This window comes from Trinickia camelliae, from assembly GCF_053525655.1.
Window position 1 is genome coordinate 291,530 of the sequence record NZ_JBCHAA010000003.1, and the last position, 23,925, is coordinate 315,454.

General features: G+C 63.8%; 22 protein-coding genes and 1 riboswitch. Of the genes, 16 read left to right on the forward strand and 6 right to left on the reverse strand.

What is annotated here, in order from left to right:
- Positions 1-41 precede the first annotated feature (41 nt).
- Positions 42-803: a phytanoyl-CoA dioxygenase family protein gene (locus AAHK20_RS07575; protein WP_449180833.1), complete on the forward strand. Its 762-nt coding sequence runs from the start codon at positions 42-44 to the stop codon at positions 801-803.
- Positions 804-900: 97 nt separating this feature from the next.
- Here AAHK20_RS07575 and AAHK20_RS07580 read toward each other — a convergent pair whose 3' ends face one another.
- Positions 901-1,110 carry a DUF3185 family protein gene (locus AAHK20_RS07580; RefSeq protein WP_449180834.1) on the reverse strand — a complete coding sequence of 70 codons (210 nt, stop codon included), beginning with the start codon at positions 1,108-1,110 and terminating at the stop codon, positions 901-903.
- A gap of 256 nt (positions 1,111-1,366) precedes the next feature.
- Here AAHK20_RS07580 and mgrA point away from each other — a divergent pair, with 256 nt between their 5' ends.
- A complete protein-coding gene (gene mgrA / locus AAHK20_RS07585; RefSeq protein WP_449180835.1) occupies positions 1,367-2,410 on the forward strand; it encodes an L-glyceraldehyde 3-phosphate reductase in 1,044 nt (347 codons plus the stop codon).
- Between the two features lie 152 nt (positions 2,411-2,562).
- On the opposite strand, the gene AAHK20_RS07590 is transcribed toward mgrA, so the two are convergent.
- On the reverse strand, positions 2,563-2,748 hold the full coding sequence (locus tag AAHK20_RS07590; RefSeq protein WP_449180836.1) for a hypothetical protein: 186 nt from the start codon (positions 2,746-2,748) through the stop codon (positions 2,563-2,565).
- Positions 2,749-3,271: 523 nt separating this feature from the next.
- On the opposite strand from AAHK20_RS07590, the gene AAHK20_RS07595 reads away from it, so the two are divergent.
- A complete protein-coding gene (locus AAHK20_RS07595; protein ID WP_449180837.1) occupies positions 3,272-3,484 on the forward strand; it encodes a hypothetical protein in 213 nt (70 codons plus the stop codon).
- 91 nt (positions 3,485-3,575) lie between these two features.
- Complete coding sequence (locus tag AAHK20_RS07600) at positions 3,576-4,628, forward strand: serine/threonine protein kinase (protein ID WP_449180838.1); 1,053 nt, start codon at positions 3,576-3,578, stop codon at positions 4,626-4,628.
- Between the two features lie 51 nt (positions 4,629-4,679).
- Here AAHK20_RS07600 and AAHK20_RS07605 read toward each other — a convergent pair whose 3' ends face one another.
- Together AAHK20_RS07605 and AAHK20_RS07610 are read right to left on the reverse strand one after the other, a co-directional pair.
- A complete protein-coding gene (locus AAHK20_RS07605; RefSeq protein ID WP_449180839.1) occupies positions 4,680-6,098 on the reverse strand; it encodes a coniferyl aldehyde dehydrogenase in 1,419 nt (472 codons plus the stop codon).
- 91 nt (positions 6,099-6,189) lie between these two features.
- A complete protein-coding gene (locus AAHK20_RS07610) occupies positions 6,190-7,866 on the reverse strand; it encodes an isovaleryl-CoA dehydrogenase (protein ID WP_449180840.1) in 1,677 nt (558 codons plus the stop codon).
- A gap of 226 nt (positions 7,867-8,092) precedes the next feature.
- Here AAHK20_RS07610 and AAHK20_RS07615 point away from each other — a divergent pair, with 226 nt between their 5' ends.
- Positions 8,093-9,739 (forward strand): GMC family oxidoreductase, encoded by a 1,647-nt coding sequence (locus AAHK20_RS07615; RefSeq protein WP_449180841.1) that lies wholly within the window; start codon positions 8,093-8,095, stop codon positions 9,737-9,739.
- Here AAHK20_RS07615 and AAHK20_RS07620 read toward each other — a convergent pair.
- Positions 9,697-10,638, reverse strand: a complete 942-nt coding sequence (locus tag AAHK20_RS07620) for a LysR family transcriptional regulator (RefSeq protein ID WP_449180842.1) — start codon at positions 10,636-10,638, stop codon at positions 9,697-9,699. The two genes, AAHK20_RS07615 and AAHK20_RS07620, sit on opposite strands and share 43 nt — an antisense overlap.
- A 114-nt stretch (positions 10,639-10,752) precedes the next feature.
- Between AAHK20_RS07620 and AAHK20_RS07625 the strand changes: the two genes are divergently transcribed.
- The 11 genes from AAHK20_RS07625 (at position 10,753) to AAHK20_RS07675 (ending at position 22,385) form a co-directional block, all read left to right on the forward strand.
- Positions 10,753-11,226 carry a CidA/LrgA family protein gene (locus tag AAHK20_RS07625; RefSeq protein ID WP_449180843.1) on the forward strand — a complete coding sequence of 158 codons (474 nt, stop codon included), beginning with the start codon at positions 10,753-10,755 and terminating at the stop codon, positions 11,224-11,226.
- Positions 11,227-11,253: 27 nt separating this feature from the next.
- The gene (locus AAHK20_RS07630; protein WP_449180844.1) at positions 11,254-11,979 is read left to right on the forward strand and encodes an LrgB family protein; all 726 of its coding nucleotides are present in this window, start codon (positions 11,254-11,256) and stop codon (positions 11,977-11,979) included.
- Between the two features lie 95 nt (positions 11,980-12,074).
- Positions 12,075-12,185: riboswitch (S-adenosyl-L-homocysteine riboswitch) on the forward strand.
- A 34-nt stretch (positions 12,186-12,219) separates the two neighbouring features.
- Positions 12,220-13,638, forward strand: coding sequence for an adenosylhomocysteinase (ahcY, locus tag AAHK20_RS07635; RefSeq protein ID WP_449180845.1), 1,419 nt, complete (start codon positions 12,220-12,222; stop codon positions 13,636-13,638).
- Between the two features lie 152 nt (positions 13,639-13,790).
- Positions 13,791-14,144 carry a phage holin family protein gene (locus AAHK20_RS07640; protein WP_449180846.1) on the forward strand — a complete coding sequence of 118 codons (354 nt, stop codon included), beginning with the start codon at positions 13,791-13,793 and terminating at the stop codon, positions 14,142-14,144.
- Between the two features lie 41 nt (positions 14,145-14,185).
- Positions 14,186-15,016: a methylenetetrahydrofolate reductase [NAD(P)H] gene (metF, locus tag AAHK20_RS07645; RefSeq protein WP_449180847.1), complete on the forward strand. Its 831-nt coding sequence runs from the start codon at positions 14,186-14,188 to the stop codon at positions 15,014-15,016.
- A 441-nt stretch (positions 15,017-15,457) separates the two neighbouring features.
- On the forward strand, positions 15,458-17,089 hold the full coding sequence (locus tag AAHK20_RS07650) for an ABC transporter substrate-binding protein (RefSeq protein WP_449180848.1): 1,632 nt from the start codon (positions 15,458-15,460) through the stop codon (positions 17,087-17,089).
- Between the two features lie 169 nt (positions 17,090-17,258).
- Positions 17,259-18,269 (forward strand): ABC transporter permease subunit, encoded by a 1,011-nt coding sequence (locus AAHK20_RS07655; protein WP_449180849.1) that lies wholly within the window; start codon positions 17,259-17,261, stop codon positions 18,267-18,269.
- A gap of 7 nt (positions 18,270-18,276) precedes the next feature.
- A complete protein-coding gene (locus AAHK20_RS07660) occupies positions 18,277-19,194 on the forward strand; it encodes an ABC transporter permease subunit (RefSeq protein WP_449180850.1) in 918 nt (305 codons plus the stop codon).
- Positions 19,195-19,196: 2 nt separating this feature from the next.
- A complete protein-coding gene (locus tag AAHK20_RS07665) occupies positions 19,197-20,204 on the forward strand; it encodes an ABC transporter ATP-binding protein (RefSeq protein WP_449180851.1) in 1,008 nt (335 codons plus the stop codon).
- Positions 20,204-21,220 (forward strand): peptide ABC transporter ATP-binding protein, encoded by a 1,017-nt coding sequence (locus AAHK20_RS07670; RefSeq protein WP_449180852.1) that lies wholly within the window; start codon positions 20,204-20,206, stop codon positions 21,218-21,220. Before AAHK20_RS07665 ends, AAHK20_RS07670 begins: the two co-directional genes overlap by 1 nt.
- Complete coding sequence (locus tag AAHK20_RS07675) at positions 21,213-22,385, forward strand: TraB/GumN family protein (protein WP_449180853.1); 1,173 nt, start codon at positions 21,213-21,215, stop codon at positions 22,383-22,385. The genes AAHK20_RS07670 and AAHK20_RS07675 overlap by 8 nt, the downstream gene beginning before the upstream one ends.
- A gap of 154 nt (positions 22,386-22,539) precedes the next feature.
- Here AAHK20_RS07675 and AAHK20_RS07680 read toward each other — a convergent pair whose 3' ends face one another.
- Entirely contained in the window at positions 22,540-23,676 is a 1,137-nt protein-coding gene (locus AAHK20_RS07680) for a two-partner secretion domain-containing protein (RefSeq protein ID WP_449180854.1), read from the reverse strand.
- Positions 23,677-23,925: the final 249 nt, after the last annotated feature.

A 23,925-nucleotide genomic window follows, 5' to 3' on the forward strand; every position in this document is an offset into this window, starting at 1 on the left:
CAAAAACGTCAACCTGCGTCATACGTAATACGGATCGCCTCATGCAAGAGCATTCAAAAAAGGAACAGGTGCAAATGCTGCGGGAACGCGGCTACGTGGTCGTGCCGGGGCTCGTCGCGCCCGAGCGGTGCGCCGCGCTCAAGGCGCTCGCGCAGCAGCAGCTCGAGGAAGCCGCCGCGCCGCTCGAATTCGAAGCCGATTTGCGCTATCCGGGCGCGCCGGATTCGAAAGAGGCGCCGGGCGGTCATACGGTGCGGCGTCTGCTTGACGCTTACGTGCGCCATGCGCTTCTGCGCGAGTGGGCGACGGCGCCGGAAATCAAGGGCTGGATGGAGCTGTATTTCGGCGAGGAGCCACGCCTGTCGCGCGCGCATCACAACTGCATGATGACGAAGCACCCGCGCTACGGCAGCCTGACCGGCTGGCACCGCGATGCGCGCTACTGGTCGTTCGAGCGCGACGATCTGGTGTCGACGTGGCTTGCGCTCGGGCCCGAGACGGTCGACAACGGCGGGCTATGGTTCGTACCGGGCTCGCACAACACCGCGTTCACGTCCGATCGTTTCGACGAAGCGAAGTTTTTCCGCTCCGATCTGCCGGAGAATCAGGCATTGATTCACACGGCGGTGTCGCCGGAATTGCAGCCGGGCGATGTCGTTTTCTTCCACTGCAATACGCTGCATTCGGCGGGACAGAATCTGTCCGACGATGTGAAGTTTTCGCTTGTCTTCACGTATCACGGCGCGAGCAATGTGCCGCTGCCTGGATCGCGCTCGGCTTCCAAACCGGAAGTGGCGCTTTAAGAAGGGGGGATGGCGTCGGCGGCTGCCATGAAGCCGGCGCCACAGTCTCTTGATCGGCGCGCACTACCTTGGCGCGCCGCCGCCGGGTTCCTTCTGTTCAACGACGCTTGCCCAACGACGACGAAAGCCCGATCAGCCCCGCGACCGTCGCCACGACGCCGCCCGCGATCAGCATGATCGTCTTGTTGGTCGGCGCGCCAGTGAACACGCGCGACATGTCGTTGGCAAACGAGTGAAACGACTGACCGCCAAAATACAGCAGCACGACGCCGCCAACGATCAGCGCAAGCGAAATCGCCTTGATCATGTGAAGCTCCCATCGATAGAAACGCAGACGCGGCAGTGTATGAGACCTGCATGACGTCGTCCATCCCTCGGACAGGCGCTTCATCCCATCGGCATTGCATCGCAATGTCGGCTCATGCAGGCCGATCGCGGCGCGCCGAATCCCACTATCCGGACCGCTCGCGGCCGTCAGCACGGACAGACGCGTTTAGCTAACATATCCGGTTGGACGGCCGCGCGAGGCCGTGCACTCATCCACGCTTTCATCGAGGATTCACATGGCCTACGAAGCAGCAACGGAACGCTATTCGGATATGCAGTACCGCGTATGCGGCAAGTCGGGGCTCAAGCTGCCGGCACTTTCGCTAGGGTTGTGGCACAACTTCGGCGATACGACGCCGCTCTCCACGCAGCGCGACATTCTGCGCACGGCGTTCGATCTGGGCATCACGCACTTCGATCTGGCGAACAATTACGGCCCGCCCTACGGCAGCGCGGAAACCAATTTCGGCCGGCTCTTCAAGGACGATTTCAAGCCCTATCGCGACGAACTCCTGATCTCGTCGAAGGCTGGCTGGGATATGTGGCCGGGCCCGTACGGCCAAGGCGGCGGCTCGCGCAAGTACGTGCTCGCGAGCCTCGATCAGAGCCTGCAGCGCATGGGGCTCGATTACGTCGACATCTTCTACTCGCATCGCTTCGACGCCGACACGCCGCTCGAAGAAACCGCCGGTGCGCTCGCGACGGCCGTGCAGCAGGGCAAGGCGCTCTATGTCGGCATCTCGTCGTACTCGGCCGCGAAGACGAGCGAGATGGCGAAGCTGTTGCGCGAGCACAAGGTGCCGCTCTTGATTCATCAGCCCGCGTACAACATGCTCAACCGCTGGATCGAAGGCGAGCTGCTCGATACGCTAGATGAAGTCGGCGCGGGCAGCATCGCGTTCACGCCGCTCGCGCAAGGGCTCTTGACCGGGAAGTACCTGAATGGCGTGCCTGCCGATGCGCGCGTCAACAAGCCCGGCGGCGGCTCGCTGCAGCAAGGCCATTTGAGCGCGGAGAACATCGAGCACGTGCGCAAGCTCAACGCGATCGCCGAGCGGCGCGGCCAGAGCCTCGCGCAGATGGCGCTCGCGTGGGTGCTGCGCGATTCGCGCGTGACTTCGGCGCTGATCGGCGCGAGCAAGCCGGAGCAGGTGCGGGAGAACGTCGGGGCGCTGAAGAACCTCGCGTTCACGCAAGAGGAGCTCGCCGAAATCGATCGCTACGCGACCGAGGGCGGCATCAATCTGTGGGAAAAGCCGTCGACCGATCAGGCGATTTGATGCGCGCTTGATTCACGCGTCGACGCAAATTCAGCGCAAATAAGACGCACCGGCGTCGCTGACGACAGCCGGTGCGCGCCATCGGGAAACCGAAAACCGCCTGACGGATGTCAGGCGTGCGAAGTGAGCGCTTTTCGGCGCGACTCGCGGCGCTACATCAGGACGGGAAGTCCTTCGACCAGCACCACCGCAAAGGCCACGCCCAGCAGCGCGCCAAGCACGCGTAGCACGTTGTGCTTGAACGCGGATGACGTCGGCAGCGCGCCGAGAAAGAGTGCGCCGGCAAGCGCCATCGGAATGACCAGGATGAAATCGCCCATGGTGAAGTAGGTCGTCATGCTGTGTCTCCACTGTAGTGGTCGTTGTGAGAACTCTGTGAGCTCGGTGAACCGTGCGGACTTCGCATCGCGCTCGGTGCCCGTCTGCATTAATTGAGTATAGGAGACGATTCGAGCGGCACCCGCCTTCGAGCGACGCTGCACCGCACCGCATCCGGCCCCGGAAAGCCCCGTGCAGCACGGCTTGCGAGGTGATCACGCGATTCACATGATGGTTTGCACTGACGGTGCTTACACTTGCGTTCGCCTTTCATCCATGCGCGGCGGGTCTGCGCGACGGTTTATCATGGTGCCGCTTCCTCGCCTGCCCGGCGCTGCTCCAAAAAGCACGGTCAGGTGTTCGTAAGTGCGATTTCGGAAAGTAGAGGCATTTCTACTATTACCTTTGGCTTTCCTGCATCCGTAATTGCAGGAACAATGGATGTACGCGCAACGGCTTGTCCGTTGCGCGGTTTGACTGCCAGGGCCGCGCGCTTTGAGCGTGGCTCTGGGTTTGCCGGCAACATAGAACGGGGGAAATATCATGCAAGTCGGTTCGATCGTCCGGTCCGTGCATATTGCGGTGCCTGCTGGCGCCCGCGGCATTGTGATGCGAATTCTCGGGGACATGGCGATGGTGGCCTGGTATGCCGGCGAGCCCGGTGCGTCGCTCCAACTCAACACTGAACCGTTCTTTTTGGAAGATCTGATCGATACCGGCGACCTCGTGCGGCCGGCCTCCGAATTGATGCATTGAATGTAGCGCTGGTTAGGCTTTATTGGTTTTTCTGCCTGCTTGTGCAGCAGTGCGCGCGATGGCAAGCGCGCTCATGCGGCACAATGCGGGCATGAACGACTCCAATTTCGATCCCTCCTCCGAAGCGGATGGCGAGCCCGCCGATCGTGGCGCGGCCGGCCATCCGTTCACCCGGCTCACGCCGGAATGCGTGCTCGACGCCATCGACAGCGTGCTCATCGACACCGGTGTGCGCACCGACGGCCGCCTGCTGCCGCTCAACAGCTACGAAAACCGCGTGTACCAAGTGGGCGTCGAAGACGGCCCGCCCGTGATCGCGAAGTTCTACCGGCCGCAGCGCTGGTCGAACGAAGCGATTCTCGAAGAGCACGCGTTCGTTGCCGAGCTTGCTGCGCGCGAGATTCCCGCCGTGCCGGCGCGCGTGACCGAAGGGCGCACGCTCCACGAATTCGACGGCTTTCGCTTCGCGATCTTCGAGCGGCGCGGCGGACGCGCCCCCGAAATCGACCGGCGCGATACGCTCGAATGGCTGGGCCGCTTCATCGGCCGCATTCACGCAGTGGGAGCGAGCAAGCCGTACGTCGAGCGTCCTTCGCTCGATATTCAAACGTTCGGCTATGAGCCGCGCGACTATCTGCTCACCCACGATTTCATTCCGCTCGATGTGCGCGCGTCGTACGAGGCGGCGGTGACGCTGGCGCTCGAAGGCGTCGAGCGCGCTTTCGAGCGCGCGGGCGACGTGCGCCAGTTGCGCCTGCACGGCGACTGCCATCCGAGCAACGTGCTGTGGACTGACGCCGGCCCGCACTTCGTCGATTTCGACGACAGCCGCATGGGCCCGGCGGTGCAGGACTTGTGGCTGCTGCTGCCGGGTGGCCGCGCCGACGCGTCTCGCGCGCTTGCCGATTTGCTCGCGGGCTATGAGGACTTCTGCGAGTTCGAGCCGCGCGAGCTGCATCTGGTCGAGGCGCTGCGCACGCTGCGGCTCATTCACTACGCGGCGTGGCTCGCACGCCGCTGGGACGATCCCGCGTTTCCGGCCGCGTTTCCGTGGTTCAACACGCAGCGCTACTGGGAAGAGCGTGTGCTCGAGCTGCGTGAGCAGATCGGCGCGATGCAGGAAGGGCCGCTTTGGCCGGTTTAAGCGCGGATTAGCGGGCTGACCGCGCGGGCTAACCGCGCGATCAGCTCGCGTTCACCGCTTCATCATCATCTTCAAGATCGCGCCGACGCGCGCGCCGTAAGGCGGCGCGATCAGCGCGCGCGCATTGAAGCGCGGCTGCGTGAGCACCGGCTTCATCTTCGAGAACGTCACGAAGCCGTCATAGCCGTGATACGCGCCCATGCCGCTTGCGCCGACGCCGCCGAACGGCAGGCTGTCGCACGCGACGTGCATCAGCGTTTCGTTGACCGCCACGCCGCCGGAGATCGTCTCGTGCAGCACGCGGTCGATCGTCGTGCGATCGCTGTCGAACAGATACAGCGCGAGCGGACGTTCACGCGCATTGATGTAGCGAAGCGCGTCGTCGAGCGTGTCGTAGGGCACGAGCGGCAGGAGCGGGCCGAAGATTTCCTCGCGCATCAGTGTGGATTCGGCGGGCGCGTTGGTCACCACGCAGGGTGCGAATTGGCGCAGCGACGCATCGGCTGTCGAATCGGCGAGCGGGTGCAGTTGCGCGCCGCCGGCGGCGGCTTCGTCGGCGAGCTGTTGCAGCCGCGCGAAGTGCCGCTCGGAAACGATCGACGTGTAGTCGCGATTGCGCGCGAAATCGGGGTAGAGCCGCGCGACGCAGGCCCGGGCGCGCGCGATGAACGCGTCTTCCTTGCCGCGCGGCACGAGCACGTAGTCGGGCGCGATGCAGGTTTGCCCGGCGTTGAGCGTCTTGCCGGCGACGATGCTGTCGACCGCCGCATCGAAGCGCGCGTGCGGTCCGATGATGACGGGCGACTTGCCGCCGAGTTCGAGCGTGACGGGCGTGAGGTTGTCGGCGGCGGCGCGCATCACGTCGCGGCCGATTTTCGTCGAGCCCGTGAAGAGCAGGTGATCGAACGGCAGCGCGCTGAACGCGGCGCCGATCGACGCATCGCCGTTGACCACCGCGACGTGATGGCGCGCGAACGTCTTCGCGATCAGCGTTTCGAAGAGCGCCGACGTGCGCGGCGTCAGCTCGGACATCTTGATGAGCGCCCGGTTGCCGGCGGCCAGCGCGCAGATCAACGGCCCCGCGGCGAGCAGCACCGGATAATTCCACGGCGCGATGATGCCGACCACGCCCAGCGGCTGCGGCACGACTTTCGCGCGCGCCGGCTGAAGCCAAATGCCGGCGCGCTTCTTCTGCGGCTTCATCCAGCGCTTGCCGTGCTTGAGCGCGGCGTCGATCTCGTTCTTCGCGAGAAAGATTTCCGAGAGCAGCACTTCCTCTTTCGCGCGATTGCCGAAGTCGGCCGACACCGCTTCGGCCAGCGCGTCGCGATTGTCGAGCAGCATCGCGCGCAGCGCCTTCAGGTGCGTGGCGCGTGCTTGCCATGATGGAAACGGCGTCAGCAATTGCGCTTGCCGCTGTTCGCGCCATAGCGCTTCGAGCGCGGCATAGCCTGGCAGATCGTTTTTCATCTTCGCTTCCTGGTTGCGGCGCCTGGGTGGCGCGCTTATCGACGCTTACTGATGGTGAATGCGCTCGTGCTTCAGGCGCGTTGTCCGCACGTCACGCCTGAAAGGCACGCGCGACGATCGCCGCATGGTCGAACGTCCCGGGCAGCGTGCCGTAGACGCGGCCGCATGGGCCGTCGGCAAGGCGCGTGGCGATGAACGCGTCGGCGATCGGTTCGGGCGCGTTGCGCAGCAACAGCACTCCCTGCGCGGCGAGCACGAGTTGCTGCGCGATGCGGCGCGCAAGCGCTTCGCGCGTGTCGGGCGCGGCGGCGAGCGTCGCGGCGAGCCGTTCGAGCGCGGCGCGCAAGGCGGCATGACTTTGGGCGTCGGCGAGCCAGGACGCAAGCAGCGCCTGCGCGCCTTCCGGATCACGCTCGATGCCGCGCAGCACGTCGAGACACATCACGTTGCCCGAGCCTTCCCAGATCGAATTGACGGGCGCCTCGCGATAAAAGCGCGCCATCGGACCTTCTTCGACATAGCCGTTGCCGCCCCACACTTCCATTGCCTCGCCCGTGAATTCGAGCGCGCGCTTGCAGACCCAGAACTTGGCGGCCGGCGTGACGATGCGCCGCCACGCGCGATCTTCCGGCGAGGCGGCGGCCGGGTCGGCATCGAAGGCGCGCGCCAGGCGCATGAAGAGCACGGTCGCCGCCCCCGATTCGAGCGAGAGGTCGGCGAGCACGTTTTGCATCAGCGGCTGCTCGACGAGCCGCTTGCCGAACGCGGCGCGATGGCGAGCGTGATGGATCGCCTGCACGAGCGCGGCGCGCATCAGCGCGGCGCTGCCGATCACGCAATCGAGCCGCGTGTAGTTCGCCATTTCGATGATGGTCGGCACGCCGCGTCCTTCGTCGCCGATCATCACGCCGTAGGCATCGACGAATTCGACTTCGCTGCTCGCGTTCGAGCGGTTGCCGAGCTTGTCCTTCAGCCGCTGGATCTGGACGGCGTTCTTCGTGCCGTCGGGCGCGAAGCGCGGGACGTAGAAGCACGACAGCCCTTCGTTCGTATCGGTGCGCCCGAGCACGAGGTGCGCGTCGCATTGCGGCGCCGAGAAGAACCACTTGTGGCCGACAAGCCGGTATTCGGTGCCGCGGCCCGCGCTGGCCGACGTCGCGAATGCACGCGTCTGGTTGCTGCGCACATCCGATCCGCCTTGCTTCTCCGTCATCCCCATGCCGACCATCATCGAGCGCTTGGCGCCCAGCGGGATGTCGCGCGGATCGTGTTCGCGCGACAGCAGCTTGTCGCGCAGCGTCGCGTAGAGCGCGGGTTCGCGCTGCAGCACGGGGATGCTCGCGAAGGTCATCGTCAGCGGACACAGCGAGCCGGACTCGAGTTGTGCATGCAGGAAGTACCCGGCGCAGCGCGCGGGCATCGCACCTGGCTGCGGCTGTTCGAACGGCAGCGCGTGCAGGCCCTCGCGGCGCAGAAGCGTGAGCAACTGATGCCAGCTCGGATGGAACTCGAGCGCGTCGATGCGTTCGCCGCGCGGGCTGAAGGTGAAGAGTTCCGGTTCGTGACGGTTCGCTGCGCTGGCGAGCGCGAGCGTCGCGGGTTCGCCCAGTACCGCGCCGTCGCGCGACAGCGCGGCCCGGTGCCAACCGGCGCCCTCGCGCTCGACCGCCGCGGCCAGGGCCGTATCGCACTCGAAAAGGTTGTAGTTTTCGAGCGGCGGGACCTGGTTCGTGACTTCGTGTGTGGCCGTTGGGGCTTGCGAGGGCATGAACGTCTCCTGATGCAGTTCGGGCTTTTGTTCTTGGTCGAGAAATGCCCTTGCATGATAGGTTTGCGCCGCGCGATTCGTTTAGAGGAATCGCTCTTGCCGCATCGCGCCGCAGACGCAAACCACTCCCTACAATGCGCAAAAAATAAGTGTGCACGAGGCGCGTGACGCACACAACGGGCGTACAACGTCCCGCATCGCGCTGCCAAAAAGGAGGGAGGAGCACGTGCAATACGACTACATCGTTGTCGGCGCAGGCTCGGGTGGCGCGACGCTCGCGAGCCGGCTCGCGGACCGCTGCCCCGACGCGACGATCGCGCTCATCGAAGCGGGGACCCACACGCAGCGCAACGCTATCGTCAACACGCCGTTCGGCATCGCCGCGCTCGTGCCGTTCAAGCGCAAGACCAACTACGGCTACGAGACCGTGCCGCAGCCGGCGCTCAACGGCCGGCGCGGCTACCAGCCGCGCGGACGCGGCATGGGCGGCTCCAGCGCGATCAACGCGATGATCTATACGCGCGGCCATCCGCTCGACTACGACGAATGGGCGCAACTCGGCTGCGAGGGCTGGGCGTGGCGGGACGTGCTGCCGGTGTTTCGCCGCGCCGAAGGCAACGCGCGCGGCGCAAACGCGTGGCACGGCGCGGACGGACCGCTTAGCGTGTCGGATCTGCACTATCGCAATCCTTTCGCGCACCGCTTCATCGATGCCGCCCTCGACGCGGGCTTTCCCGCCAACGACGACTTCAACGGCCCCGAGCAGGAGGGCATCGGCTTCTACCAGGTCACGCAGCGCGACGGCCGCCGCTGCAGCGTGGCGCGCGCTTATCTATACGACAAAACGCGCAGCAATCTGCACGTGATGACCGATGCGACCGCGCTGCGCGTCGTCTTCGACGGGCGGCGCGCCACCGGCGTCGAGGTCGCGCGCGCAGGCCGCGTCGAAACCCTTGATGCGCGCGCCGAAATCGTGCTCGCGGCCGGCGCGTTCAATACGCCGCAATTGCTGATGTGCTCCGGCATCGGTCCCGAAGGGCCGCTGCGTGCTCTCGGTATCGGCGTCGTGCACGATGCGCTCGGCGTCGGAGAGAACTTGATCGATCACATCGACTTCACGCTGAACAAGCGCGTGAAATCGACCGAGCCGGTCGGCTTCTCGCTGCGCGGCTTCGCGAAGATGGCCGCGCAACTGGCGCCGTTCATTCGTCACGGCAGCGGCATGCTGTCGAGCAACATCGCGGAGGCGGGCGGCTTCATCAAAAGCGATCCGTCGCTCGATCGTCCCGATCTGCAGCTGCATTTCTGCACCGCGCTCGTCGACGATCACAACCGCCGCCTGCACTGGGGGCACGGCTATTCGCTGCATGTCTGCGTGCTGCGTCCGAAAAGCCGTGGGACGGTCACGCTCGCGAGCGCCGACGCGCGCGATGCGCCGCTGATCGATCCGCGCTTCCTGTCCGATTCACGCGACCTCGATCTGCTGGTGCGCGGCGCACAGTGCGCACGGCGGATCTTCGAGGCGCCTGCGCTCGCCTCGCATGGCGGCACGGAGTTGTACACGCGCCGCGACGCGACCGAAGCGCAATTGCGCGAGCAGATCGCCGAGCACGCCGACACGATCTATCACCCGGTCGGCACGTGCCGGATGGGCGGCGATGCGCTGGCGGTCGTCGATCCGCAGTTGCGCGTGCGGGGCGTGGCGGCGCTGCGCATCGCCGATGCCTCAGTGATGCCGACGCTCATCGGCGGCAATACCAATGCGCCGACCGTGATGATCGGCGAGCGCGCGGCCGATTTCATCGTGGCGGCGCGTCACGCCGGCGGCGCTCAGTCCTCGGGCGTGCCTGTGAGCTTGCGCGATCGCGTGTAGGAGAAGTCCTCATAAGGCTCGCCGGGGAGGGTTTCGCGCGCGACCGCGATCCACGCGCGCGCCGCATGCGACAGGTAGCCGTTTTTTCGCCAGCCGATCGCCATGTCCCACGGAATCTCCGGTTCAACGACCGGCCGGCAGGTGAAGTGCTCAGTTTCGAGCCGCTTGCAGTACGGCGACGGCAAGAGCGCGATGCCGACGCCGGCATGCACGAGTGCCGCCATGAAATCCCAGTGGCTGCTGCGGCCCACGATTGTCGGCGTGAAGCCGACCTGACGGCACGCTTCGGTGACGACGTCGTTGAGCGCGAGGCTTTCGTTGTAGAAAACGAACGGCTCGCGCGCGAGATCGGCGAGCGGCACGTTCTTCATGGTGTCCCAGCGCAAGCCCTTGCGCGTCACGACCCACAGCTTCTGGTTCGACATCGGCAGCACGTCGAACGTGTTCGGATCGACCGGCTGTAGCACGCCACCCAACTCCAGTTCGCCCGCGATCAGCGCCGCCTCGATCGCACGCGAACCATGCTCGAACAGCTTCAGTTCGATCTTCGGGTAGCGCAGCCTGAACTCGGCGATGACCGGCGTGAAGAGCGATCCGCCCATCGGAGGAATGCCAATGGCGAGCTCGCCGCGCCCCAGCGTGCCGATGTCGTCGAGTTCGGCTTGCAACTGCGCCTGCGCGGCGAGCACTTCCTGGCCGCGCTGAAAAACGATCCGGCCCTCGTCGGTCAGCACCATCTGCCGACCCTCGCGCAGCAGCAGCGGGGCGCCGATTTCGTCTTCGAGCGCCTTGACCATCTTGCTGATGGTCGGCTGCGTGACGAACATCCGCTCGGCGGCGACCGTGAAGCTCTGCTGACGGACGACTTCCACGAAATAGCGCAGCGCACGGAGTTCCATGGGCAGTTTCCTTGAATAATTCCAATGTGGAATGGTTTTGATGATTCTAAGTCATTTTATTTATAGTGACGCGATTTCTATACTCCTTGCATCAGATCAAACAAGGTGGCCGTCATGACAACTCGTCGTTCCAACAGCCTCGCAGCGACGCGGTTGGGGAGCATCGTCATGCGAGTGGGCAAGATTGCCTTGCAAACCGCAGCGATTGCCGCCGTCTGGTATGTCGCCGATTTCATCGTGCGGCGCACCGGTCTGCCGGTCTCGGGCGGTGTGGTGGGCCTCGGCCTGCTGCTCGTGCTGCTCTTCAGCGGCGTGGCGACGCGCTGGGTCGAGGACGGCGCCAACTGGCTGCTGTCCGACATGCTGCTGTTCTTCATTCCCGCGACGATCGCGGCGGTCAAATACGGCGGGCTGTTCGAACAGGACGGCTGGCGCCTCGCGCTGGTGCTGGTCGCCGGGACAGTAAGCGTGATGGTCGCTGTGGCGTTTGCGGTCGACATCGCCGCGCGTTTCGAGCGCCGTCTCGCGTTGCAGCGCGTGCGGGTTGAACGAGGCGCTCGGCGCGCGGCATTGATGGAGAGGGCGTAGGCGCAAAGCGCCGCCCGATTGCGAATCATGAACCCTATGTCTACTCAGTTTTTTGCCGGCGTGCCCGCGCAATGGATCGCCGCCGGTTGCTTCGTGCTGACCATCGCGCTCTATTTCGCGATGAAGCGCGTGTACGCCAGCGCCAAGAAACCGTGGCTGGCGCCGTTCATCGTGGTGCCCGTCTTGATCATCGGCCTCTTGGTGGCGAATCACATTCCTTACGCCGAGTACTTCCAAGACACCCGCTGGCTGCTGTGGCTTCTCGGGCCTGCGACGGTCGCGTTCGCCGTGCCGATCTATCACTACCGCGAGTTGATGAGGCGTCATTGGATCTCCCTGACCGTGGGCGTGACGGTCGGCATCATCGCGGCGGTCGGCGGATCGCTGCTGCTCGCAAAACTGCTGCAGCTGTCGCCCGATTTGCAACGCAGCCTGTTGAGCCGCTCGATTTCGACGCCGTTCGCGCTCGCCGTCTCCGACAAGATCAACGCGCCGAAGGAATTGACCGCTCTGTTCGTGATCGCCACCGGCATGTGCGGGATGCTGCTCGGCGAACTCGTGCTCGCGTTCGTTCCGGCCAAGACGCGGCTCGCGCGCGGCGCGCTGTATGGGGCGTCCTGCCATGCCGTCGGCATTGCGAAGGCCCGTGAGCTGGGCGGCGAAGAGGGCGTGGTCGCGAGCCTCACGATGATGATGACCGGCATCGTGATGGTGCTCGTCGCTCCGCTCTTGCCGATGATTCTGCCGATTTAGGGTGCGAACCGCTTAAGGCGGGCTATAAGGCGGGCTCGTTCGGAACCTGCCAAAGTCATCGCAAAACCCCGTCGTCCTTTGCTACAATCGCGCTTCGTTCCGAGGAGCGTTGCGACGGATCATTCCGCCAGGCTCGGACACTTCATTTGGACCGCAAGCGTGCATCGAACGCGCTTGCCGGCTCCATCGAACGGCGCTCACGTCACAATTTTCTAGAACTTTTTTAGAAAGGAGGGCGTGATGAACGCCGCAGTTATCGATTCCAAATCCCAAGATTTCGTCGTTGCCGACCTGTCGCTTGCTGACTGGGGCCGCAAGGAACTGAACATCGCCGAGACCGAAATGCCCGGTCTCATGCAAATCCGCGAAGAGTACAAGGCGCAGCAGCCGCTGAAGGGCGCGCGCATCGCGGGTTCGCTCCACATGACGATCCAGACCGCCGTGCTGATCGAGACGCTGAAGGCGCTCGGCGCGGACGTGCGCTGGGCCTCGTGCAACATCTTCTCGACGCAAGACCATGCCGCCGCCGCGATCGCCAAGGGCGGCACGCCGGTGTTCGCGTTCAAGGGCGAGTCGCTCGACGAATACTGGGAGTTCTCGCACCGCATCTTCGAATGGCCGAACGGCGAAAACGCCAACATGATCCTCGACGACGGCGGCGATGCCACGTTGCTGCTGATCCTCGGCTCGAAGGCGGAGAAGGACTGCTCGGTCATCGCCAAGCCGACCAATGAAGAGGAAGTCGCGCTGTACAAGTCGATCGAGCGTCACCTCGAAATCGATCCGACGTGGTACTCGAAGCGCCTCTCGCAGATCCAGGGCGTCACCGAAGAAACGACGACCGGCGTGCACCGTCTCTATCAGATGGAAAAGGACGGCCGCCTGCCGTTCCCGGCGATCAACGTCAACGACTCGGTCACGAAGTCGAAGTTCGACAACCTGTACGGCTGCCGCGAGTCGCTCGTCGACGGCATCAAGCGCGCGACCGACGTGATGATCGCGGGCAAGATCGCGGTCGTCGCGGGCTACGGCGACGTGGGCAAGGGCTGCGCGCAATCGCTGCGCGGCCTGGGCGCGACGGTTTGGGTCACCGAAATCGATCCGATCTGCGCGCTGCAGGCGGCGATGGAAGGCTACCGCGTCGTGACGATGGAATACGCCGCCGACAAGGCCGACATCTTCGTGACGGCCACCGGCAACTACCACGTGATCGGCCACGATCACATGAAGGCGATGCGCCACAACGCGATCGTCTGCAACATCGGCCACTTCGATTCGGAAATCGACGTTGCGTCGACGCGCCAGTACCAGTGGGAAAACATCAAGCCGCAAGTCGATCACATCATCTTCCCGGACGGCAAGCGCGTGATCCTGCTGGCTGAAGGCCGCCTCGTGAACCTGGGCTGCGCGACGGGCCACCCGTCGTTCGTGATGTCGAACTCGTTCGCGAACCAGACGCTCGCGCAAATCGAGCTCTTCACGCGCGGCGGCCAGTACGAGAACAAGGTGTACGTGCTGCCGAAGCATCTCGACGAGAAGGTTGCGCGCCTGCACCTGGCGCGCATCGGCGCGAACCTGACCGTGCTGTCGGACGATCAGGCCGGCTACATCGGCGTCGACAAGAACGGCCCGTTCAAGCCGAACCACTACCGGTACTAAGCAGAACCTAGGTAGAAAATAAGCGGGAATCCGGCAACGCGCGTGCGCTCCATGCGCCGCGCCCAGCCGCTTGATGTCTCCGATGCCGCCGTGCGCCGCAATGCGCGCGGCGGTGTTCCATGTGGCGGACCCCAAACCGAAAGGAGCCCTCGATGACTTTGCTGCTGACCTGGGTGATCAACGCGCTCGCGCTCTTGATCATCACGTACCTCGTGCCGTCGATCCATATCCGCAGCTTCGGCACGGCGCTCATCATCGCGCTCGTGCTCGGGCTCATCAATGCGATCATCCGGCCGGTTCTGATCCTGCTGACGCTGCCCGTTACGATCGTCACGCTCGGCCTCTTCATCCTGGTGGTCAACGCGCTGTGCTTCTGGCTGTGCGCGTCGCTCTTGAAGGGCTTCGAGGTATCGGGTTTCTGGGCGGCCTTCTTCGGCTCGATTCTGTACAGCATCGTGTCGTGGCTGCTGTCCGCGCTGATCTTCGGCAATCGCAACCTCGTCTGACGCTTCGTCTGACTCGGGTACCGCCGGACTATTCACTCATCATGAAACCGATCGAAATTTCATTCGAGTTCTTCCCGCCGAAAACGCAGGAAGGCATCGATAAGCTGCGAGCCACGCGCAAGGAGCTCGCGCACCTGAAGCCCAAGTTCGTGTCCGTCACGTTCGGCGCGGGTGGCTCGACGCAGCAAGGCACGCTCGATACCGTCCTCGACATGGCCGCCGACGGCCTCGAAGCCGCGCCGCATCTGTCGTGCATCGGCTCGTCGAAGGAGAGCTTGCGTGCGATTCTCAACGAGTACCGCTCGAACGGCATTCGCCATATCGTGGCGCTGCGCGGCGACCTGCCTTCGGGCATGGGCGCAGTCGGCGAGCTGCGTTATGCGTCGGAGCTCGTGAGCTTCATTCGCGCCGAACACGGCGACTGGTTCTGGATCGAGGTGGCGGGCTACCCGGAATACCATCCGCAGTCGCGTTCGCCGAAGCACGATCTCGAGAACTTCGCGCGCAAGGTGAAGGCCGGCGCGAATTCGGCGATCACGCAGTACTTCTTCAACGCGGACGCGTACTTTCGCTTTGTCGACGACGCCAGGAAGCTCGGCGTCGACGTGCCGATCGTGCCGGGCATCATGCCGATCACGAACTACTCGCAACTGATGCGCTTCTCGGAGATGTGCGGCGCCGAAGTGCCGCGCTGGGTCGCGCGCCGCCTCGAGAGCTTCGGCGACGATCGCGAAGCGATTCGCGCCTTCGGGCTCGATGTCGTGACCGGGCTGTGCCAGCGGCTCGTCGACCAGGGCGTGCCGGGCATCCATTTCTATACGCTCAACGCCGCCACGGCCACCAAGGCGATCTGCGAGCGCCTCGGCGTCTGACCATTTCGTAGGCTTCGCCCGCTTCGCCCGCTTCGCCCGCTTCAAACGCTTCAAACGCTTCAACCGGGCCGCGGCTTTCCCGCCGCGGCCCGCCCTCCGTAAGATCGGCGTAATCCCTGTCCTCACCGCCGAAAATATTGACTAAGCTACGATCACGTCACTGTACGCATCGCTCGAACCAGAACGGTTACAAAAAGGAGCGCGTCATGTCGAAGGATCGCAGTTCGATTCCCCCTCCTGCGCGGCGGCGCTACCCTACAAAACCCTTGTTTACTGCTTCGAAATCAGCCCGGCCGAGCGCCCGCGCGACGTGTCCCGGCACGCACTCAGCACGGGTTTTCGCCGCTTGGCAATGCCTATTTTCGACCGCTTGTTCGGGTAATCAAAGGTAAGTAATATCGCGCTACGCCGGCCCAAGCCGGCTTGAGAACTGGAGGAAACATGAAGCAAACCCGACTGTTGCGCGCCGTGCGTACGACCATGCTCGCAGGCGTCGCCGCAGCGGCATCGCTGGGCGCCGCGACGATCTCGCACGCCGCGATCCCGAATAAGACCCTGGTTTACTGCTCAGAAGGCAGTCCCGCAGGCTTCGATCCTGCCCAATACACGACCGGCACCGATTTCACCGCCAACACCTTCACGGTCTACAACCGCCTCGTCGAGTTCGAGCGCGGCGGCACCAAGGTCGAACCGGGTCTCGCCGAATCGTGGGACGTCGCGCCCGACGGGCTGAGCGTCACGTTCCACCTGCGCCATGGCGTCAAGTTCCAGACGACGTCTTTCTTCAAGCCGACTCGCGAATTCAACGCGGACGACGTCGTGTTCACGTTCCAGCGCATGCTGGACCCGAACCAGCCGTTCCGCAAAGCCTACCCGGTGCAGTTCCCGTACTTCAGCGACATGGGCCTCGACAAGCTGATCACCAAAGTCGAGAAAGTCGATCCCTACACCGTCAAGTTCACGCTGAAGGAAGTGAACGCGCCGTTCATCCAGAACATGGCGATGGAGTACGCGTCGATTCTGTCGGCTGAATACGCCGATCAGTTGCTCAAGGCCGGCAAGGCCGCCGACATCAACCAGTACCCGGTCGGCACGGGCCCGTTCATCTTCAAGAGCTACACGAAGGACGCGACGATCCGCTTCGATGGCAATCCTGACTATTGGAAGTCGGATGCCGTGAAGGTCTCGAAGCTGATCTTCGCGATCACGCCCGACCCGGGCGTGCGCGTGCAGAAACTGAAACAGAACGAGTGCCAGGTGATGGCATATCCGCGCCCGGCCGATGTCGCGGGGCTGAAGGCCGATCCGAACATCGACATGCCGTCGCAGCCGGGCTTCAACCTCGGCTACCTGTCGTACAACGTGACGCACAAGCCGCTTGACAACGCTCAGGTGCGCCAAGCGCTCGACATGGCGATCAACAAGAAGGCGATCATCGATTCCGTGTACCAGGGCGCGGGTCAGGCCGCGCAGGCACCGATGCCGCCGACGCAATGGTCATACGACAAGAATCTCAAGCTGGCGTCGTACGACCCGACGAAGGCGAAGGATCTGCTGTCGAAGGCCGGCTTCCCGAACGGCATGGACATCACGCTGTGGGCGATGCCGGTGCAGCGTCCGTACAACCCGAACGCGCGCCTGATGTCGGAAATGATTCAGGCCGACTGGGCGAAGATCGGCGTGCGCGCGAAGATCGTCACGTATGAGTGGGGCGAGTACATCAAGCGCGCCCACGCCGGCGAGGACGACACGATGCTGATCGGCTGGACGGGCGACAACGGCGATCCGGACAACTGGCTCGGCACGCTGCTCGGCTGCGACGCGGTGAACGGCAGCAACTTCGGCAAATGGTGCTACAAGCCGTTCGACGATCTGGTCAAGAAGGGCCGCGAAACGCCGGATCAGGCGCAACGCACGCAGATCTACCAGCAAGCACAGCAAATCTGGGCGCAGCAGTTGCCGTTCTCGCCGATCGCGCACTCGACCGTCTATCAGCCGGTCAGCAAGAAGGTGATCGACATGAAGATCGAACCGCTCGGGTATCTGCGTTTCGACGGTGTCGGCGTGAAGTAAGGCTAGCCTTTAAGGCCCGCCGTTACGGCTAGCCGTAACGGCTTGCCGTAAGGCAGGCAAGGTACGCTTTTTAGCGGTTGCTGAAAGTCCTCACAAAGTCCGGCGACGGGGGTCACGAGCCCCTTGTCGCCGGTCGCGTTTTTCCTCCTCGAAGATTTAGGGACGAACCATGTTCCGATTCGTTTTACGCCGCATCGGCATGGTGATACCGACATTCATCGGCATTACCATCCTCGCTTTCGCACTCATCCACCTGATACCGGGCGACCCCATCGAATTGATGATGGGCGAGCGCGGCGTCGACCCGGCCATGCATGCGGCAGCGCTGCACCAGCTCGGGCTCGACGAACCGTTGGCGATGCAGTATTTCCACTACGTCAGCCGCGCGCTGCACGGCAACCTCGGCATGTCGCTGATCACCAATACGAGCGTGATGGGGGAATTCCTCGCGCGCTTTCCGGCGACCGTCGAGCTGTCGTTCTGCGCGATGATTTTTGCACTCGTCGTCGGCCTGCCGGCCGGCGTGTTCGCGGCGCTCAAGCGCGGCACGATCGTCGATCACGGCGTGATGGGCACCGCGCTCACCGGCTACTCGATGCCGATCTTCTGGTGGGGCTTGATCCTCATCATGTTCTTCTCGGCCGATCTCGGCTGGACGCCGGTGTCGGGCCGCATCGCGGTCGAATTCGACATTCCGCACGTCACCGGCTTCATGCTGATCGATGCGCTGCTCGCGCCCGATGAAGGCTCGTTCAAATCGGCGGTGAGCCACCTGATCCTGCCGGCGATCGTGCTCGGCACGATTCCGCTGGCAGTTGTGGCGCGGATGACGCGCTCGTCGATGCTCGAAGTGCTGCGCGAAGACTACATTCGGACGGCTCGCGCGAAGGGTTTGTCGCCCGTGCGCGTGGTCGTCGTGCATGCGTTGCGCAATGCGCTGATTCCGGTTGTGACCGTGATCGGCCTGCAGGTCGGCACGCTGCTCGCGGGCGCGGTGCTGACCGAGACGCTGTTCTCGTGGCCGGGCGTCGGCAAGTGGCTGATCGATGCGATCAGCCGGCGCGACTATCCGGTCGTGCAAGGAGGGATTCTGATGATCGCGACGCTCGTGATCGTTGTGAATCTCGTCGTCGATTTGATGTACGGCGTGCTCAACCCGCGCATTCGCCATACGAGGTAAGACTGATATGGCTGACATTCAAAACACCGTCCCCCAAGCGGTCACGCCGCCCAGCGGCCGCGTGCTCGCCCTGCGCGAGTTCTGGGCCAACTTCTCGCGCAACCGCGGCGCCGTCACGGCGGGCGCCATCGTGCTCGTGCTGGTCTTCGTTGCGATCTTCGCGCCGTTGATCGCGCCGCACAGCCCGATCGAACAGTACCGCGACAACGTGAAGATCCCGCCCGCGTGGCTCGACGGCGGCAACTGGAAGTTCATCCTCGGCACCGACGAAGCGGGCCGCGATATCTTGTCCCGTCTGATGTATGGCGCGCGGATGTCGTTCTGGATCGGCTTTGTCTCCGTCGTGCTCGCGCTGATTCCGGGCGTCGTGCTCGGCTTGATCGCCGCGTTCTTCGACAAGTGGGCCGATACGCCGATCATGCGTCTCATGGACGTGCTGCTCGCGCTGCCGTCGCTGCTGCTCGCAGTGGCGGTGGTCGCGATCATCGGCCCGGGCCTCACGAACACGATGTTCGCGATCGCGATCGTTGCGCTGCCGGGCTACGTGCGTCTGACGCGCGCCTCGGCGCAGGGTGAATTGCAGAAGGAGTACGTGACCGCGTCGCGCGTGGCCGGCGCCGGCACGCTGCGCCTGATGTTCTCGCAGGTGCTGCCGAACTGCACGGCGCCGTTGATCGTGCAGGCGACGCTCGGCTTTTCGTCGGCGATTCTCGATGCGGCGGCGCTCGGCTTCCTCGGCCTCGGCGTGCAGCCGCCCGCTGCGGAGTGGGGCGCGATGCTCGCTTCGGCGCGCGACTACATCGACAACGCGTGGTGGATCGTGACGATGCCCGGCCTCTCCATCCTGATCTCGGTGCTCGCGATCAACCTGCTCGGCGACGGGCTGCGCGACGCGCTCGACCCCAAACTGAAACGGATGGCCTGAACATGAGCAACAATCTTCTGACCGTCCGCAACCTGCGGGTGAATTTCAGCGGCCTGCCCGCTGTCGACGGCGTCGATATCCACATCGCCCCGGGCGAAGTGATCGGCATCGTCGGCGAGTCTGGCTCGGGCAAGAGCGTGACGATGATGGCCCTGATGGGCTTGATCGACGCGCCCGGCATCGTGACCGCCGACGAGATCACGTTCAACGGCAAGAACCTCCTGAAAGCGACGGCGAAAGAACGCCGCAAGATTGTCGGCAAGGACATCGCCATGGTGTTCCAGGACGCGCTGACGAGCCTGAACCCGAGCTACACCGTCGGCTATCAGATCAAGGAAGTGCTGAAGCTGCACGAAGGGCTGCGCGGCGACGCTTTGCACAAGCGCGCGCTCGAGCTGCTCGATCAGGTGGGCATCCCCGATGCGAAGAACCGCATCACGTCGTTTCCGCATCAGATGTCGGGCGGGATGAACCAGCGCGTGATGATCGCGATGGCCGTCGCGTGCAACCCGAAGCTCCTGATCGCCGACGAGCCGACTACCGCGCTCGACGTCACGATCCAGGCGCAGATCATGGACCTGCTCGTGAAGCTGCAGAAGGAGCGCGGCATGGCGCTCGTTTTGATCTCGCACGATCTGGCGGTGGTGTCGGAAGTCGCGCAGCGCGTCGCGGTGATGTACGCGGGCGAGGTGATCGAGACGAACCGCGTGCCGGACATCTTCGCGGCGCCTCACCATCCCTACACGGAGGCGCTGCTCGCCGCGATTCCCGAGCACAATATCGGCGCAGTGCGGCTCGCCGCGTTGCCGGGCATGGTGCCGGGACGCGACGACCGCCCGAAGGGCTGTATGTTCGCGCCGCGCTGCAAGTACGTGGTGGACGATTGCATGAAGGCGCGGCCGGCGCTTGCTATGCTTGACGCGCCCGACGAACGGATGCGCACGCGCTGCATCAAGCCGCTCAACCTTGATTCGCTCCACTCGAAGACCACCCCGCACGGAGGCGCCTGATGAATGCAGTACCCCAAACGCCTCACGCGCAACATGGTGAGGAACCGGTGCTCATCGCCGATCAATTGACGAAGCACTACCACGTCAAGCGAGGGATGTTCGGCCAGGGCACGGTCAAGGCGTTGAACGGCGTGTCGTTCTCGCTGACGCGCGGCAAGACGCTCGCGGTGGTCGGCGAGTCCGGCTGCGGCAAGTCGACGCTCGCCCGGCAGCTCACGATGATCGAACCGCCCACGTCGGGGCGGCTGGTTCTCGAGGGCTACGACGTCGCGGGCGGCAGCAAGGAGCGGATCGCGGCGCTGCGCCGGAGTGTGCAGATGGTGTTCCAGAATCCGTTCGCGTCGCTCAATCCGCGCAAGACCGTCGAGCAGACGCTCGGCGAGCCGCTCGCGATCAACACGGCGCTTTCCCCCACCGAACGCGCCGAGCGCATCGCGCAGATCATGCGCACGGTCGGCCTGCGGCCCGAGCATGCGAAGCGCTACCCGCATATGTTCTCGGGCGGCCAGCGCCAGCGCGTGGCGATTGCACGCGCGATGATTCTCGATCCGCAGATCGTCGTCGCCGACGAACCGGTGTCCGCGCTCGACGTATCGATCCAGGCGCAGATCCTGAACCTGTTCATGGACCTGCAGGACCAGTTCAAGACGAGCTACGTGTTCATCTCGCACAACTTGTCGGTGGTGGAGCATGTCGCCGACGACGTGATGGTGATGTACTTCGGCAGCGTCGCCGAGCTGGGCGACAAGAAGACGGTCTTCGCGAGGCCGCGGCATCCGTACACGCGCTCGCTGATGTCGGCGACGCCGGCCATCTTCGAATCGGACCGGCGCATTCAGATCAAGCTGCAAGGCGAGCTGCCGTCGCCGCTCAATCCGCCGTCGGGCTGCACGTTCCATCAGCGCTGCCCGTATGCGGTCGAGCGGTGCCGCAGCGAGGTGCCGCAGCTGCGCGAAGTGGATGGACGGCAGGTGGCGTGCCACCGCGCCGAGGAGGTAGGGGAGGCGGATGCCTGAAGCGCGGGCGGCGCGTCGCATTGCGCGCCGCTTGCACGAAGGTGGCCCACGCGCCGCCTTCGCGCGGCGCTGGACAGCGCTCCTCCTTGCGAGCGCTGCGCTCGCGCTCATCCCGCAGGGCTTCGACGTACCGATAGGTATAGCGCAGGCGGCCGGCGTGCCTGCCAATACGGCGATGCCGCCGGCGCATTTGCCGGTGCCTACTCCGGCGCCTGACGGGGCGCCCGCGAGCAGCCAGCGTCGGGCGTCGCTGCCTGGGTTTCATACGGCGCCGCCGAGTTTTCCGAGTACCAGCGGCGGTACGACCGCAAGCGGGCCGGTGCAGGTGCAGCCCGCGCATATGCCGTTTTACGTCGCCACCAAAGGGCAGACGACGATCTATCTGCTTGGGACGCTGCATGTTGGCGACCCGTCCGACTATCCTGCGGCCCAACCTTTTCGGCGGCCGATCTTGGCGGCTTTAGCCGCTTCCCCAACGCTTGCGTTGGAACTCTCTCCTGATGACCTGATCGAGTCGCAAGACGATGTGACGAAGTACGGCGTTTGCGCGCGTGCGTGTCTGCCGCGGTTGCTGCCGGAGGCGTTGTGGCGCAAGCTCGCGAATCGCTTGCGTGGCAATCCGGCTGCGTTGGATGAGATCAAGAAGACGCGGCCTTGGCTCGCTGCGTTATTGGTTGAAACGTATGATTCGCTCGCGGCCGGGCTGCAGACCGAATATGGGTCGGAAGCGCAATTGCAGAACGTTTATCTGAAGACGAAGGGCAAGGTTGTTGGGCTCGAAACGTTAGGCGAGCAGATGCGGGCGTTTACGGGGCTCACGCTTGCGGAGCAGCGGGAGATGCTTGCGCAGGATTTGCAGCAGACGCCAGCCGAGAACGTTGCCGATGTGATGGAGCTGCATCGGCTTTGGCGCATTGGCGATGCCGATGCGATTGCGGCGTGGGCCTCAGCGAAGTCCGACAAGCTCGCGCGCTCGCAGCCGGTGTCGGATGCGATCGACAACAAGATCGTTTATGAGCGGAACCGGCGGTTTGTGGCGCGGATGCTTTTGATCGCCGGGCCGAATAAGCCGGTTTTTGTGGCGATCGGGGCACTGCATCTTGGCGGGCCGAAGGGTGTGCTGGCGCTGTTGCGCCAGCATGGGTTTGTGGTGGAGACGGGGTGAGGGCGGTTTATTCGACGGACGGCAGCGGAGCTGCTGCCGCCGAAAGAGCTCATGGATATTGATTTGTAGAGACGGCCATGATGACCAACTCGAGCCGCCGCCGCAGTAGATCGAAACTCAGGCGGGGACCTCACTTGGTCCCGCCCCGAGGGCGTTAAATCTCCAAAATGTTGGGGGCGCCGCCAGGGGAATATATAAAATTGCCACGGCTCCAATCGTAGATGCCAAAGCCACTGCTCCAAAGGTTCCCCGTCTCGATCCATGCGCGGTCGGTAGTCGAAACATGGGATCCGATTGCACGGAGCGTGTAGTTGACGAGGAGGGTCCCGTCGACTGTCACCGTTGCGCCCCAAAGTTGTACGTTTTCTGCGGAGATTGAGCCGCCCGCAGTGACGTCACCGCCGATGACGGCAAATGGCCATGGGCCGCCAGGTACGTATGTGGACTGGCCGTTGCTGTCGTAATCGCTTTTCCCTGCCACTAGGTTGACGCGGCCGTAAAGAGGGTAGTTCTGCTTAGACGACTCATCACGGCTCAAGCTCGACGCCTCGAGCGTCCCCGTGTTGTTGACCACACTGCGCACGACCGAGTCCCGAGCCCACGCCGTGAGCGTGATGTTTCCATCATCGGTCTTGATGAAGCCGCCATTGTTGACGAGCGCTTCGAGGCTGCCCTTGTTCAGCTTGGCTTCCAGATGGGAGTCCGCGAATTCGAGCGTGATGTCGTCTCCGGAAGCCATTACAACGTCGCCGCCGCTGCTCGTGATCGTGCCGAGGTTCTCGACCGTCTTCGAACCGATAAGGCCAACGGATTCTTTTGCCGTGATCTTGCCGTAGTTGGCAACTCTGCCTTGACCGCCGCCGGAAAAATTCAGGTTATTAGCCCTGAAATCTTCATCGCTGATGTTGAGCGAGGACGCGAACAGCGCGCCAACATTGATCCTGCCGCTCGGCCCAACGACCACGCCGTTCGGATTGACGATGAACACACGGCCATTGGCATTCAACGAACCGAGGATGGTAGTCGGATCAAGCGAGTTGACGCGGTTAAGAACGGCGGCCGTCGAACTGCGCTGCTTGAAGTTCAGCGTCTCGTTCCGGGCCACATCCATGTTGTCCCAGTTGATGATGAGCTTGTTGGTGCTTTGTGTGACGGTGGTGGTTGTACCGTCTTTGCTGATGTTGCCAGTGCCGTCAGCAATGGTGCCGGTACCGGCAGCATGAGCATGTGCGGCGATCAGCAGCGACACAGCCAAGGCCGCAGGGCGGATTTTCGTGAATACCCGAGACATCGTTTTATCTCCCTTCTTACAAAATTATTTCGGGCGGAGAGTATAAGATGATCTGGATAACTAATATATAAGGCAAATCTGAGCGGGAAATGCCCGGTCGTCCTAGGACCATGCGCCGTGCAACCCGCTACGGAAAATAGAAAGCCGTGTCGACGCTAATGCGTCAACACGGCTTAAGGACGATGCCTGGTGATGCCCGCTGTCAGTAAAACGTGCACCGCGCGCCGCATGAGCGCGCTGTCTCGGTTG